The 13,593-nt window shown below is 66.1% G+C and carries 9 protein-coding genes; 3 read left to right on the plus strand and 6 right to left on the minus strand.

Annotated features, from left to right (window positions below; all coding sequences use genetic code 11):
* Positions 1 to 3 precede the first annotated feature (3 nt).
* From pdeM to GAK28_RS09400, 6 genes are all read right to left on the minus strand, one after another.
* Positions 4 to 648, minus strand: coding sequence for a ligase-associated DNA damage response endonuclease PdeM (pdeM, locus tag GAK28_RS09375; RefSeq protein WP_291777631.1), 645 nt, complete (start codon positions 646 to 648; stop codon positions 4 to 6).
* Positions 645 to 3,086, minus strand: a complete 2,442-nt coding sequence (locus GAK28_RS09380) for a ligase-associated DNA damage response DEXH box helicase (RefSeq protein WP_291777634.1) — start codon at positions 3,084 to 3,086, stop codon at positions 645 to 647. Before GAK28_RS09380 ends, pdeM begins: the two co-directional genes overlap by 4 nt.
* Positions 3,043 to 4,635 (minus strand): ATP-dependent DNA ligase, encoded by a 1,593-nt coding sequence (locus GAK28_RS09385; protein WP_291777637.1) that lies wholly within the window; start codon positions 4,633 to 4,635, stop codon positions 3,043 to 3,045. The genes GAK28_RS09380 and GAK28_RS09385 overlap by 44 nt, the downstream gene beginning before the upstream one ends.
* Positions 4,635 to 5,657 (minus strand): ligase-associated DNA damage response exonuclease, encoded by a 1,023-nt coding sequence (locus tag GAK28_RS09390; protein WP_291777640.1) that lies wholly within the window; start codon positions 5,655 to 5,657, stop codon positions 4,635 to 4,637. Before GAK28_RS09390 ends, GAK28_RS09385 begins: the two co-directional genes overlap by 1 nt.
* 71 nt (positions 5,658 to 5,728) lie before the next feature.
* Positions 5,729 to 6,403: a response regulator gene (locus tag GAK28_RS09395; protein ID WP_291777643.1), complete on the minus strand. Its 675-nt coding sequence runs from the start codon at positions 6,401 to 6,403 to the stop codon at positions 5,729 to 5,731.
* Complete coding sequence (locus GAK28_RS09400; protein ID WP_291777646.1) at positions 6,400 to 7,782, minus strand: ATP-binding protein; 1,383 nt, start codon at positions 7,780 to 7,782, stop codon at positions 6,400 to 6,402. The genes GAK28_RS09395 and GAK28_RS09400 overlap by 4 nt, the downstream gene beginning before the upstream one ends.
* Positions 7,783 to 8,009: 227 nt before the next feature.
* On the opposite strand from GAK28_RS09400, the gene GAK28_RS09405 reads away from it, so the two are divergent.
* The 3 genes from GAK28_RS09405 to GAK28_RS09415 are packed head-to-tail and all read left to right on the plus strand — an operon-like array spanning position 8,010 to position 13,591.
* The gene (locus tag GAK28_RS09405) at positions 8,010 to 9,071 is read left to right on the plus strand and encodes an efflux RND transporter periplasmic adaptor subunit (RefSeq protein ID WP_291777649.1); all 1,062 of its coding nucleotides are present in this window, start codon (positions 8,010 to 8,012) and stop codon (positions 9,069 to 9,071) included.
* Between the two features lie 3 nt (positions 9,072 to 9,074).
* Positions 9,075 to 12,197, plus strand: a complete 3,123-nt coding sequence (locus tag GAK28_RS09410) for an efflux RND transporter permease subunit (protein ID WP_343161865.1) — start codon at positions 9,075 to 9,077, stop codon at positions 12,195 to 12,197.
* Positions 12,194 to 13,591, plus strand: coding sequence for an efflux transporter outer membrane subunit (locus GAK28_RS09415; RefSeq protein ID WP_291777652.1), 1,398 nt, complete (start codon positions 12,194 to 12,196; stop codon positions 13,589 to 13,591). Before GAK28_RS09410 ends, GAK28_RS09415 begins: the two co-directional genes overlap by 4 nt.
* The last annotated feature ends 2 nt before the right edge of the window (positions 13,592 to 13,593 follow it).

The raw sequence follows: 13,593 nt of genomic DNA on the forward strand, positions 1-13,593 counted from the left end.
GCCTCATCCAAGCCGAATCAATCCAGCCGGTGTGACCGCGATTAGGGCCTGCCCCTCCGAGGGGGCCATGATCCTGAGCCCGGTCATGCTGCCGAAGGCCGGCAACATGCCGAGCGACGGGCCGAAGACGAAGGCGGGCAAACGGTGCTTGCGCCATCCATCGCGCACGACGACGCCGGGATGGACGTGGCCCGACAGCACGTAGCCACGCGGATCGGGCTCCGGATGATGGGACAGGACAAAGGGCGGCTCCATCACGGGCTCCGGCATCGTGGCCAGGTCGAGCGTACGCGCGTCGAAGTGGCGGTCGTGATTGCCTTCGACCAGCAGCATGTCGGTGTCCCCATGGCGATGGCGCCATGATCGGAAGGCGTCCACCCAGCCGCTTCGGTCCGTCGCTTCGCCATGGGCCAGGTCGCCGAGGATCACCAGCCGTCGTGGCGATAGCTCACGGATGAGCGTGTCGAGCCGCTCGATATCGGTATCGGAGTCCCCGCTGGGCACGGCGATGCCGGCGCGGCGGAAGACACCGCCCTTGCCAAGATGGACATCGGCCACCAAGAGGGTGCCCGTGTCCGGCCGGTAGAGCGCCCGTTGCGCATGGGCGACCAGGCGTACACCCGCGACCATGACATCCTGGGTCTTCATGTATCCGCCTTCGCTTCAAGGCTGGCCCGCATGCGCTCGACGCGCGAGGTCCAGTCGTCCGCCGAGATGCCGCTTCGCAATCGCTCCACCCACAGGGGAAACGATAGCGGGGTGAGTCGCGGCGGTTCCTTCCAGGCGATGGCCGATCGTGCCATGCGTACCAGCACGCGACGCAGCCGGCGTATCTCCAGGTGTAATTCGAGCACCTCGCGGTCGGCTTGCCAGAGTAGCGGGTGGTCTGGGTCGTGCCGACGCAGCACGTCGTACAGCAGCCCGCTGGATGCCTGGAGCTGGCGCAGCGTCTTCGAATGCGCGGGATAGCCGTTGAAAACCAGGCCGGCCACGCGGGCGATTTCCCGGAACTGGCGTCGTGACAGCTCCATCAGGTTGATGCTGGTGACGATATCGGTCGCGAGTCGGTAAGGATGCAGCAAGGTTCGCATCGTCGATGCATCGAGGGGTGGCAACGTCGCTGCGGTGATCGTCAGCCCGTAGTCGTTCACCGCATAGCCATAGTCCGCCGGATGGATGCGCGACATCCGATAGGCGAGCAGGGCGGCCATGCCTTCGTGGGCGAGGTGGCCGGCGAAGGGATACAGGAACAGGTACTCGCCTTCGCGGGTGCGGATTAGTTCGCATAGCGTCTCGCCCTCGTTGGGCACGGCGGACTGCTTGCGCTGTATCGCAAGCAAGGGGGCCAGTCGCTTCATTTCGGGCGATGTGGCAGTTGGCGTCGCCAGTACATGGCGCAGGTGATCGGACAGTTCCCCCGATAGCGGAAGCCTGCCGCCTTGCCAGCGCGGCACGCCGCCGCGGCGGCTGTTCGTGGCACGCACGTAGGCGGTCATGTCGCGTACGCGGACCAGCTCAAGGTTGCGTCCGGCAAAGAGGAAGCGGTCGCCCGGCCGCAGGCGGGCGATAAATGATTCCTCGACGCTGCCCAGGCGCGCGCCCTTGAGGTAGCGCACCTGGAGGCTGCCGTCGGAGGTGATCGTGCCGATGGACAGACGGTGCATGCGGACGACGCGCGGTGAGCTCACCACGTAGCGTCCGTCGTGGAGCACGAGTTTCCGGTACTCCGGATACGCTGCGAGCGCACTGCTGCCCGTTACCAGAAACCGCAGCGTGGCGTCGAAACGTTCCCTCGGCAACGAGGCGTAAGGCCACGCGGTGGTGATTTCCACATAGGCTTCGTCGGCGTCGAAGCCGCCGCCAACCGCCAGGGTCGTCAGGTGCTGGGCGAGCACATCGAGACAACCCTTGCGTGGATGGCGGGGCTCAAGGTGTCCCTGGCGAAGTGCATCGCGCGTGGCCGCGATATCGGCCAGTTCAAGCAGATGCGTGGGCACGCAAAGGATGCGCGACGGTGCACCTGGCTGGTGGCCGCTGCGTCCGGCGCGTTGCAGGAGGCGGGCCACGCTCTTGGGGCTACCGATCTGGATCACCTGCTCGACGCTGGAAAAATCCACGCCCAGATCGAGGCTGGATGTCGCGACCACGCAGCGGAGCCGGCCTTCGCGAAGCGCCTCCTCGGTGGCGAAGCGCAGCTTCGGGTCGATGGAGCCATGATGCAGGGCCAGCGTGGACGGATCGTCGGGCCAGACGGAGGCCAGGGCCTCGTGCCACAGCTCGGCCTGCGAGCGCGTATTGGCGAACACGAGGCTGCTGCGGGCCTTCATGAGGGTGTCGAGCACGCGCGGCAACTGCCGCAGGCCCAGGTGGCCCGCCCAGGGAAAATGCTCGCCGACGTCGGGCAGCGCCGTTTCGATGACGGTTTTCTTGGGAGACGAGGCGCCCACCAGCACACCGCGCGGCGTCAGCGCGGCCAGCGCTTCGTCGAGGTTGCCCAGCGTGGCGGACAGGCCCCAGACCCTGGCTTCGGGGCGATAGCGGCGCAGGCGCGCGAGGCCCAACGAGAGTAGGGTGCCGCGTTTGTTGCCGATGAGTTCGTGCCATTCGTCGACGACGATGCCTTGCAGGTTCGCGAAGCGTTCGGCGGCGTCCGGGTAGCTGAGCAGCAGGGCGAGGCTTTCCGGTGTGGTAACCAGCAACTCGCAGGCACCACGACGCAGCCGCGCGCGTTCGCCGCTGCCGCTGTCGCCCGTCCGGCGCAGTACGCGCCAGGGCAGGCCCATGGCGTCCACGGCGGCGCCAAGGTGTTGAGTCGTGTCCGTGGCGAGCGAGCGCAACGGCGTGATCCATAGCAGTTGCAGGCCGGTGGCGGGATGCAGCGCGCCGTGGATCAGCGGCCCGCCAGCGGCGGCCAGGGTCTTGCCGGTGCCAGTAGGCGCATGGATTAGGCCGTCCTCGCCGGCCGCCCAGTGGCGCCACGCCGCACGCTGGAACGGCGCGGGGCGTCGGCCCTGCGCCGTGAACCACGCGACGAGGCGCGACTCAGCCCGTCGCCAGCTGGCGGAGGTCGGTGAGATGTTCGGCATCGTCGATGGACAGGTCGGTACGCCAGCGCAGGATGCGCGGAAAGCGCAGGGCCACGCCGGACTTGTGCCGGCCGGAGAGCTGGATGGCCTCGAAGGCCAGTTCGAAAACGTGGGTGGGCGTGACCGAGCGCACGGGTCCGAAGCGCTCGACGGTGTTCGCGCGGATCCAGCGATCCAGCGTCGCTATCTCGGCTTCGTCGAGGCCCGAATAGGCTTTGGCGACGGGAACCAGTCGCCCGTCGTCCCAGGCGCCAAAGGTGTAGTCGGTGAACAGGCCGGAGCGACGCCCATGCCCCGGTTGGGCATAAAGCAGCACGCAATCGACGGTATAGGGGTCGATCTTCCACTTCCACCAGTCGCCGCGCTTGCGCCCCACCCGGTAGGGCGCATCCAGGCGCTTGAGCATCAGGCCTTCGGTCTGGCGTGCACGCGATTCCGTGCGGATCGCTTCGAGGTCGGCCCAGTCGGTGGCGGGTAGGATCTCGGAGAGGCCCAAGGTGGCGTCGGCGCCTTCCAGCATCACCTCCAGTCGGGCACGCCGCTGGTATAGCGGCTGCTGGCGAAGATCCTCGCCGTTTTCCTTCAGCAGGTCGTAGGCCACGAAGCGCACGGGAACCTCCGAGACGAGGCGAGCACTCGGGGTGCGCTTGTTGATGCGTTTTTGCAATGCCGTGAACGGCAATGGCGTCGCGGAGTCGGCCATCCAGGCCATCACTTCGCCATCCAAAGCGCAGCCGTCCGGCAGTGCCATGGCGGCCTGTTCGATTTCGGGAAAACGTCCTTCGAGTAGTTCGTTGCCCCGCGACCACAGGAAGCAACCGCCATGCCCGCGGATCAGCTGCGCGCGAATGCCATCCCACTTCCATTCGGCCTGCCAGGCGCCCGGTTCACCCAGTTCGGAGACATCGCGTTCCAGCGGTGAGGCGAGGAAGAACGGGTAGGGGCGTTCGCTGTCCTCGTCGACTCCTTCGGGGGCCGTGAGTGCTTCGAAGCCTTGCACGCTGGGCGCCCATTCGCCGCCGAGGCGGTGGGCCACGAGGTCGGCGGGAAGCGCATAGGCCTCGGCCACCGCCTGGATCACCAGGCGTTGCGAGACGCCTACGCGAAGCGAGCCCGTGAGCAGCTTGTTCACGAGGAAAAGCTCGTCCTTCGCCAGGTGGTCCCACCATTGGCGAAGGCGTGCGACACGCTCCGGCGACGCCAGCGCGCGCAGGGAAGGCAGGTGTGTCTCCATCCAGTCGCGCAACGGTGCGTTCTCGTCCGCATCGTCGCGATCGGGCAGCATGAGGGCGATCGTCTCGGCGAGATCACCCACCTGGGCATAGCAGTCGTCGATGAGCCACGCGGCGAAACCGGTTTCCTCGGCGAGCGCGGTGCGCATCTCGGTGGATGTCGCGGTGCGCTTGAGTTTCCCGCCACCAAGGATGTAGACGCTCCATGCCGCGTCGGCGGCTGAGGCATCCAGCAGGTAAGCGGCCATCGCGTCGCGCTTGGCGAGCGTCGAGGTCGTACGGTCCAACTGGACGAAGAGCTGGGCGAAGCGCCGCATCAGTCGCCCTCCTCGGACATCCGAGGGCGCGGCGCCGCATCGCCCAGCGACGACAGGGGGCGTGCATCGTGTCCCGCTTCGCGCAGATAGCGGATCAGGGCTTCGCCGTCGCCATGGGTGACGTAGATTCGGCTGGCGCCGCTATCCTGCGCGCTGCGCACGAGCCCGTTCCAGTCGGCATGGTCGGAGACGACGAAGCCGCGATCGTAACCACGACGGCGACGCGCGCCACGAACCTGCATCCAGCCGGAGGCGAACCCCATGGAGGCCTGCGCGAAGCGCTTCATCCACGGCGAGCCAGCGGCGGAGGGCGGGGCGAGGATCAGCTCACCGGCGAAGTCGCGCCCGCGCGGCGACTCGCCGACGGACACGGTGGGCACCATCGCGATGCCAGCCTGTCGATACACCTCGACCAGACGGAGCATGGCGCCATGCAAATGGACCGTGCGATCCGTGCGCAACGCAAGTTCGGCGAGCAGGCGCTGGGCCTTGCCGAGGGCGTAGCAGAACAGCACCGCCGGTACCTGGCGCGCGGCGCATTCGTCCCACCAGACGAGCAGGTCCGTGATGACCCGGTCCATGGGTGGCCAGCGATAGATGGGCAGGCCGAAGGTGGATTCGGTCACGAAGATATCGCAGGGCACCGGCGTGAACCGCGCGCAGGTGGGATCCAGGTCGCGCTTGTAGTCGCCGGAAACCACCGCGACCTTGCCCGGTATCTCGATGCGGATCTGTGCGGAGCCGAGCACATGGCCGGCCGGATGCAGGGAGACGGTGGTGTCGCCCACCTGGAATGGCTCGCCGTAGGCATGCTCGACGAGGTTCGCATCCGCCCCCAAGCGTTCACGGAACAGCGGGCGCCCGGCTTCGCTGACGTGGTAGAGCGCGCTGCCAGCGCGGGCGTGGTCGCCATGCGCGTGGGTGAGCACGGCCCGCGCCACGGGCCACATGGGGTCGATGAAGAAGTCTCCGGCCGGACAATAAAGTCCTTCCTGGCGGGGCTGGAGAAGATCGGTATCCATGAATCGAGGCTAGGGCCGCCCCTGTCAACGCCACGCCAAGGGATCGCCATCGCGGCGAGGGCGCATCCGTGCTAGATGACCAGCTTGTATCCGACCCCGTAGACCGACTCGATGATGTCGTCGGTGGCCGCCACCTGTTCGAACTTGCGGCGGAGTTTCTTGATGTGCGTGTCCACCGTGCGGTCGCTGACGATGCGGTGGTCGTTGTAGAGCTGGTCGAGGAGGCGATCGCGCGAGAGGACGCGCCCGGGCTTGTCGGCGAGCGTCTTCAGCAACCGGAATTCCACGGCGGTCAGTTCGAGGTCGACGCCGTGGTAGCTCGCGCTGTAGCCATCGGCGTCGATGACCAAGGCGGAGGACGGGTCTTCGGTGGCGCCTCGCGTTCGTTTCAATACCGTCCTGACCCGGGCGATCATCTCGCGAAGGCTGAAAGGCTTGCAGATGTAGTCGTCGGCGCCGAGGTCGAGGCCAAGCAGGCGGTCGATCTCTTCCACGCGTGCCGTCACCATGATGATGGGCACCTCGCTGTTGGTACGGATGTCCTTGCAGACCGCCATGCCGTCGCGACCGGGCAGCATGATGTCCAGGAGGATCAGGTCGGGTTGGCGCTGGCGCAGTGCATCGTCCACGGCAAGGCCGTCGCTGATCCAGCGCGTGCGATAGTCGCTGGCGTGCAGGTAATCCAGCATGAGCCCGGCGAGTTTTGGTTCGTCTTCTACGACCATCACTTCGGGAGCGGCCTTCATGGTGTCGTGACCATGAGCGGAAGGAACATCCTGATCCAGAGTCCGCCCTGCGGGGCGTTGCTGGCCGTGATGTGTCCTCCGTGCGCTTCGACGATGCTGCGACAGACAGGCAATCCGAGACCGGAGCCGCCCGTGGCGCGATTGCGCGAGCCTTCCACGCGATAGAAGCGTTCGAACAGCCGGGGCAGGGCGTCGTCGGGCACGCCCGATCCGCTGTCCTGAATGTCCAGCACGGCATCGTCGCCGACGATGTGCAGTCGAAGTACGATCGACTGCCCGGGGTCGACGTAGCGCACGGTGTTTTCCAGGAGATTCTGGAGCACCTGCTGGATGCGATCCTCGTCGGCATGGACGTGCACGCTGGAGAACAGCCCCGTCGCGCTGACGGCGACCTCCGCGCTGGCGAACCTCGCCTGGTACAGCCCGAGCGCGTGACGGATGCTTGCCGCGAAGTCGACGTCGTCCCACTGGTAGCGCAGGGTGTCCAGCTCGCTGAGTGAGAGCGTGTGCAGGTCGTCCACGAGCTTGTTCAGTCGCCGTACTTCGACCTGCAGCGAGGCCACCGCGCAGGCGTCGATGGGGCGGACGCCGTCGTTCACTGCCTCGATCTCGCCTTGCATGATGGCCAGCGGCGTCCGCAATTCGTGCGACACGTCGGCGACGAAATGCCGGCGTGTGCGTTCGTTGTCCGCCAGGGTCGCGGCGAGCTGGTTGAAGTCTGTCTCGAGCTGGCCGATGTCTCCACCGGAGACGACGGGCACACGTGCGACATAGTCGCCGCGAGCCAGGCGATGGGTCGCACCGGCCAGGCGGCGAAGCGGCGCGGCGAGGGCGCGGGCGAGCCACAAGGCGATGGCGGCGGCCAGCAGGGAGGTGACGCCCGCGATGATCCAGCTTGTCTGGGTCCGTTTTTCCTGGAAGCGAATGTCGCCCACACGCACGAGGTCGCGCATGCAGACCATCGTGAGCCATCCTGCGAGTTGACCGTTGACCGTGATCGGGCGACGCAACGACCTGTCGGTAGGCTCGGAATTGCCGACCACGTAGTTGTCGCGCGCATCGATCAGGGCGAAACGCATGTTGGTGGCGGCGGGATCGGAATCATTCTCCGCACCCGCAGGCACCGAGTCCTGGGTCGAGTGCAGGATCCGCAACCAGGCCGTCCAGTTCTTCGCAAGGAAATTCCAGCCGTGGTGCGCCTGGTACTCGGCGGCGAGTGTGGGAACCGCGCGCTCCGCGCGCTGCATTTCCTGTTCGTCGAGGTAGCGGATGAAGTCGCGGTCGAAACTGACGCGCGTGGCCATGGCCGTGGCGATGACGACAGCCATGTTCACGGCGAGTACGGCGCAGAAAAGCTTGGCAGTCAGACCGAAGCGCATGGCGGGCCCCTTGGAGGTAGGCGGATCATAACGCCGCCGATTCCCCGAAAGCGCTGCCTTGGGCACGCCGGGTCGATTGTTCTCATTTGCTCCACATTGCCCTTCCAGACTCGCTCCCGCCGGGGTCGCCCGGCGTGTCCCCCGATGCTGGTCCCATGCCTATGTCCCTTCTGGTCCGAACGTTTTTGGCTTTCCTTGCTGGAAGTCTCGTTTCCTGCGGTTCAACGATGCATGAGACGGCATCGCTACCACCGACCGTGGGGGTGGTGACGCTCGCCGTGCGCCCGTACCGGCACAGCGTCGATCTACCCGGCCGTACGGCCGCCTTTCTGGTGGCACCGGTGGTGCCGCAGGTCACCGGCGTCGTCCAGGAGCGACGATTCACCGAGGGGGCCCAGATCAAGGCTGGCGATGTCCTCTACCAGATCGATCCCGCCCCGTACCGGGCGGCGCTGGAGAGTGCCCAGGGGGCCTTGGCCAAGGCGAGCGCCGCGGTCCTGTCGGCGCGTCCGCTGGCGAGACGGGATGCCGAACTGGCCCGGATCGACGCGGTCAGCCAGGAGGAACTGGAGGCGGCGCAGGCGACGCTCCGACAGGACGAAGCCGCCGTACTGGCTGCCCGCGCCGATGTCGACACCGCCCGTATCCGCCTGGGATATACGCAGGTGAAGGCGCCCATTTCCGGGACTGCCGGGCTATCCGCCTTCACCGTGGGGGCGCTGGTCACCGAGAACCAGGCGAACGCCCTGGTCACGCTCTACGCGTACGACCCCATCTACGTGGACGTGACGCAATCGAGCGCGGACGTGCTGGCACTGCGTGCGCAACTGGCCGCCGGCACGCTTCGGACCGACTCCGAGGGGGGCGCGCGGATACGTCTCACCCTGGAGGATGGCCGTGCCTATCCGCACGAGGGGCGCCTGGCATTTTCCGGCATCGATGTGAATCCGGGAACGGGCGCCATCACGCTGCGGGCGGTCGTTCCCAATCCGGAGCGGCTGCTGATGCCCGGCATGTACGTGCACGCGACGGTCGAGCAGGGGGTGAAACAGGAGGCGCTTCTGGTCCCGCAGCAAGCCATCACATACGACGCCGCGGGCAACGCCTCGGCCTGGGTGGTCGATGCGGCCGATCGACCGCATCGGCAGACAGTGGTTCTTGGTGACATGACCGACGGATCGTGGGTTGTGGAGCGGGGCCTGAAGGCGGGCGACCGCGTGGTTGTCGAGGGAAGCCAGAACATCGTCGACGGCGACCGTGTGACGCCGCACGTAGCGAAGCAGGCATAGACGATGCGCATCGCACGTTTCTTCATCGATCGGCCGATCATGGCCTGGGTGATGGCGCTCGTCATCGCGCTTGCCGGTGCACGTTCGATGGTGCACCTGCCCGTCGAACGCTATCCGATGATCGCGCCACCGACGGTGAATATCGAGGCGGACTATCCGGGTGCGTCGGCGGAAACGCTGGAAAGCAGCGTCGTCCAGGTCATCGAACAGCAAATGAGCGGTATCGACCACCTGCGATACATGTCCTCCGCCAGCACGGCGAGCACGGCCACTGTGACGCTGACGTTTGCGGCCGGAACCGATCCCGACATCGCCCAGGTACAGGTGCAGGACAAGCTGCAAGGCGCCGTGTCCCGGCTGCCTGCGAAAGTGCAGCAGCTTGGCCTCAGTGTCACCAAGTCGAGCAGTGCCCGCTTCCTGCTGATGGCACTGGTCTCGGAGGATGGCCGTTACGACAGGTCACAGATCGGCGATTTCATCAGCAGCACCCTGAGGGATCCCTTGTCGCGCCTGGATGGCGTGGGCTCCGTCGAGGAGTGGGGCGAGCCGTATGCCATGCACCTTTGGCTCGACCCCGGCAAGCTCCAGTCGTATGGGTTGATGCCTTCGGACGTGAGCAAGGCGGTCGAGGAGCAGAATGTCGATATCGCCGCGGGCGAACTGGGCGACTTGCCGGCCGTGTCAGGTCAGCGGATCGATGCGACGATCACCGCGCGTAGTCGCCTGAGCACGCCGGAGCAGTTTCGCCAGATCGTGCTGAAGTCCGGCATCGATGGATCGAGAGTGCGCCTGGGCGATGTGGCTCGCGTCGAGAAGGCCAGGGAAGGGTATGCAATCGACCTGAGGTACAACGGTAAGCCCACCGCCGCCGTGGGCCTTTATCTGGCCAGTGGCGCGAACGCGTTGAAGGCGGCGCGCGAGGCCCATGCGTTCATGGACAAGCGCTCGGCATCCTTTCCGAAGGGGCTGAAAGTCGTCTATCCGATGGACATGTCGCCGTTCATCGTCGCCTCCGTCGAAGAGGTGGCGATCACGCTGGGCGTGGCGATCGTGTTGGTCGTGCTGATCATCTACGTTTTCCTGCAGAACCTGCGTGCGACCCTGATTCCTGCCGTGGCTGTTCCCGTCGTGGTAGCCGGCACCTTCGTCGTGCTCGATATCTTCGGGTATTCGATCAATACCCTGACCTTGTTCGGGCTGGTGCTGGCGATCGGCCTGCTGGTCGACGACGCCATCGTGGTGGTGGAGAACGTGGAGCGCGTCATGCGCGCCGAAGGCCTGTCGCCCATCGAGGCCACGCGCCGGTCCATGGACGAGATCGGGGGTGCATTGATCGGTATCGGTGCCGTGCTTTCGGCGGTGCTCGTGCCCATGGCCTTCTTCGATGGTTCTACCGGCGTGATCTATCGCCAGTTCTCGGTGACCGTCGTGTCTGCCATGGTGCTTTCGGTCATCGTCGCGCTCACGCTCACCCCGGCCTTGTGCGCCACCGTACTCAAGGCGGGGCACGTCGAGGCGCCGCATCGATGCTTCATCGCCTTCGACCGTCACGTCGATGGCGTCATGCAGCGTTGCCGCCGGGGTATCCACGTTCTATTGCGTCGCCGTCGTGTCGCTACGGCGGTTTATGCGGTCGCCGTCCTGCTGGCCATTGGTTTGTTGGCGACTTTGCCCTCATCCTTTCTTCCGGTCGAAGACCAGGGCCTGATACAGATCTCGGCGACGCTCCCGACCGGGGCGACGCAGGAGCGCATCCAAAGAGTCATGCGACAGGTGCAGGACTACCTGTTGAAACAGCCGGAAGTGGCTTCCGTGCTAGCGGTCGCCGGGTACAGTTTCGGTGGCGCGGGGCAGAACGGAGGCATGTTTTTCGTACGTCTTAAGGATTGGCGCGATCGACCCGGCGCGATGAACAGCGCGCAGGCGATCATCGCCAGGGCGACGCGCGCCGTGGCCGATATCACGGACGCCACCATCAATATCGTCCAGCCCTCGTCGATGCCTGGCCTGGGCCGAAGGTCGGGCTTCGACATGCAGCTACTGGATCTGGGGAGTGTCGGCCACGCAGGGCTTGTCGAGGCGCGTGAGCGGTTGCTGGCGCTGGCGGCGAAGGATCCCTTGCTCAGCCAGGTACGTTACGACGGCCTGAGGGAATCGCCGCGGCTGGTGGTCGATATCGACGACCAGCGAGCCGGTGCGATGGGTATTGCGCCGGGGGATGTCAACGCGACACTGGAAAGCGCCATGGGCGGTGTCTACATCAACGACTTCATCGATCGCGGTCGCATCAAAAGAGTAGTCATGCAAGCCGACGCACCCTTTCGCATGACGCCCGACAACATAGGCCAGTGGTACGTGCGCAATGAAAAAGGGGGTATGGTGCCGTTTTCCGCGTTCAGTCGTTCCCGATGGAGTTACGGTCCCACGGAGCTGGATCGCTACGAGGGTTCGGCGACGTATGAAATTGTCGGCTCGCCCGCGCAAGGGGTGAGTTCCGGTACCGCCATGACGGAAATGGCGAAGCTCGTGTCTCGCCTGCCGCCGGGCGTGGGCTATGAATGGACGGGCGAGTCGTATCAACAGCGGCAGTCCGATCACCAGGCGCCATGGCTGTATGCCGCGTCGATCGGGTTTGTCTTTCTCTGCCTTGCAGCCCTTTACGAGAGCTGGGTCATTCCCTTCGCCGTGTTGCTGGTGGTGCCGTTCGGGTTGCTTGGCGCCGCGCTGGCTACCGCGTGGCGCGGGTTGAGCATGGACGTGTATTTTCAGGTCGGGCTGCTGACGACGATCGGCCTGTCGGCGAAGAACGCCATCCTCATCGTCGAGTTCGCTTCGCTGCGCGAAGGCATGGGCGATACGACGATCGATGCGGTCTTGCAAGCGGTCGCCATGCGCTTCCGGCCTATCGTCATGACCTCGCTCGCCTTCGTGCTGGGGGTCGCCCCCCTGGCGTTTGGTACCGGTGCGGGTGCGGCCGCCCGGCATTCGATCGGCACCGGCGTGGTGGGCGGCACGCTGATGGAGACGGCATTCGGCATCTTCTACGGCGCCTTCTTCTACGTGGTGATGCGCCGCTTCGGTCATACGCGGCACACGAAACAGGGGCTGGTCGGGGTGCCGTCATGAAGGCCCTGTGCATGGTGTTGATCGCCAGCGTGTGCCTGGGCGGATGCGTCAGCCTGGCGCCGTCGTATCGGCAACCTGTGCCACCCGTCGCGTCGGCCTGGCACGACGCGGGAGATACGGGTCCGCAAACGGCGCTGGTGGGGTGGCGAAGCTTCTTCCTCGACCCCCGCTTGCGGCGTGTCATCGAGCGGGCGCTGACCGACAACCGCGATTTGCGTATCGCCATCCTCGGCGTCGAGAAATCCCGCGCGGCATATCGTGTGCAACGTGCGGCACAGTTTCCGTCGATCGCCACCATCGCCAGCGAGGTCGCCACGCGTACGCCGGCCTCGCTCGCCGGCACGACAGCGGGAACGGCCAGCACGTCCCATGCGGACACGTTCGACGTGGGGTTCAGTGCCTTCGAACTGGATATGTTCGGGCGAGTGCGGAGCCTCAAGGACGAAGCGCTGGAGAGATACCTCGGTTCGGAGGAAACCCGGCGAGCGGCTCAGCTCAGCCTCGTGGCGGATGTGGCCCAGGACTGGCTGGCGGTTGCCGCGAACTCACGCCTACTTGCCCTCGCGCAGGCGATGGAGCGCAGCGAGGAGGACACCATGTCGCTGGTGATGCGCAAGCAGGCGCTGGGCGCGGCGTCGGGCCTGGATGTCGCACAGGCACAGGCCAGCTTCCAGGCCATGCGCGCGGAGGTCGCGACCTATACCGCGCAGGTCGCCCAGGCGTGCGACGCGCTGGATCTTGTCGTTGGCGCTCCGGTCGCCGACGCCGACCTTCCCGACGCCTCGGTCGATGCGGTCTCCGCACTCGACCGGTTGTCGGCTGGCGTGCCCTCGACCGTGCTCGTGCGCCGTCCCGACGTGCTGGCCGCGGAACATGTGCTCAAGGCATCCCATGCGGACATCGGCGCCGCACGGGCCAGCTTCTTTCCTCGTATCACCCTGACCGCATCGGCGGGTAGCGGAAGCGACCAGTTATCGGGCTTGTTCAAGGGCGGAAGCGGCGCCTGGAATCTTGCGTCCGGCATCAGCCTGCCGATATTCGACGCGGGAACGAATCGCGCCAACCTGGACGCGGCGAAAGTCCAGGCGAAGATCGACCTGGCGAGCTACGAGCGGACGATCCAGGTCGCTTTCCGCGAGGTCGCCGACGCACTCGCGACGCGGGCAACCATCACCCAGCGGCTGGATGCGCAGCAGGCGCGGGTGGTCGCCGGTCGCCGGAGCTACGACCTGGCGCTGGCGCTGTATCGGCAGGGCCGGTACAGCTTCCTTGATACGCTGACCACGCGCCGGACGCTTTACGCGGCCGAGCAGGACCAGATCGCGACGCAACTGGCGGCGCAGGCCAGCCTCGTGACGCTGTACAAGGCGCTGGGCGGCGGATGGACAGAGTGAAG

Source organism: Luteibacter sp. (assembly GCF_009912395.1).
Classification (GTDB): domain Bacteria; phylum Pseudomonadota; class Gammaproteobacteria; order Xanthomonadales; family Rhodanobacteraceae; genus Luteibacter.

What these genes read in the sequence shown, in the direction of transcription:
- GAK28_RS09400 (WP_291777646.1), bottom strand. Translation starts at nt 7,782, where the DNA reads ATGCGCTTCGGTCTGACTGCCAAGCTTTTCTGCGCCGTACTCGCCGTG.
- pdeM (WP_291777631.1), bottom strand. Translation starts at nt 648, where the DNA reads ATGAAGACCCAGGATGTCATGGTCGCGGGTGTACGCCTGGTCGCCCAT.
- GAK28_RS09415 (WP_291777652.1), top strand. Translation starts at nt 12,194, where the DNA reads ATGAAGGCCCTGTGCATGGTGTTGATCGCCAGCGTGTGCCTGGGCGGA.
- GAK28_RS09395 (WP_291777643.1), bottom strand. Translation starts at nt 6,403, where the DNA reads ATGAAGGCCGCTCCCGAAGTGATGGTCGTAGAAGACGAACCAAAACTC.
- GAK28_RS09380 (WP_291777634.1), bottom strand. Translation starts at nt 3,086, where the DNA reads ATGCCGAACATCTCACCGACCTCCGCCAGCTGGCGACGGGCTGAGTCG.
- GAK28_RS09410 (WP_343161865.1), top strand. Translation starts at nt 9,075, where the DNA reads ATGCGCATCGCACGTTTCTTCATCGATCGGCCGATCATGGCCTGGGTG.
- GAK28_RS09390 (WP_291777640.1), bottom strand. Translation starts at nt 5,657, where the DNA reads ATGGATACCGATCTTCTCCAGCCCCGCCAGGAAGGACTTTATTGTCCG.
- GAK28_RS09405 (WP_291777649.1), top strand. Translation starts at nt 8,010, where the DNA reads ATGCATGAGACGGCATCGCTACCACCGACCGTGGGGGTGGTGACGCTC.
- GAK28_RS09385 (WP_291777637.1), bottom strand. Translation starts at nt 4,635, where the DNA reads ATGCGGCGCTTCGCCCAGCTCTTCGTCCAGTTGGACCGTACGACCTCG.